General features: G+C 47.2%; 1 protein-coding gene. It reads left to right on the top strand.

Features of this window, described 5'->3' with window-relative positions:
• Positions 1–566: ShlB/FhaC/HecB family hemolysin secretion/activation protein (locus tag ACFIO5_RS13260; RefSeq protein ID WP_375705663.1), on the top strand; the 566-nt coding region annotated here is incomplete at both ends.

Raw genomic sequence — 566 nt, 5'->3', positions numbered from 1 at the left:
AATTTTGGCATTTCGCATTCGCGCCAGATGTTGGGGGGGACTTGGACCTTTGATGTGAGTTATTTGCAAGGGCTCCCCTTGTTTCATTCTGTCAAGAAGCACGATCCAGGGGCAGGGGATGCGGAGCCACAATTTGCCAAATTTACTGGTACGCTTAGTGTCATGACGCCTTTTAAGGTAGGGGGCTTGGACTTTATACTGAGCAATCTTTTGAGTGGTCAATATTCACCGCATAATTTATTGGGTGCTGAACAGATTTCGTTGGGGGGTGCTTCCAATGTTCGTGGTACGCGTGAGAGTTTGCTTTTTGGCAATAACGGTTTTTTTAGCCGGAATGATTTGCTGCTACGCACCATTCCGTGGAGCAATCACACGACCTTCAAAAAGGTTTTTGGTGAACTTCGCCCTTATGTTGGTTTGGATTATGGGCGTGTTTTTGCACAACCCTTGTATGGGATTAAGAGTGACCAGCTTGCCGGTTGGACAGCGGGTGTCAAGCTTGCGGGAGGCATGGTCTCTCTTGATGCCAGTTATTCCAGTATTTTTTGGAGCACAGTTAAGCACAA

It is taken from the genome of Bartonella sp. AA86SXKL (assembly GCF_042196885.1).
The sequence above is the reverse complement of the archived record's forward strand: the minus strand, read 5'-3'. Positions and strand labels throughout refer to the sequence as shown.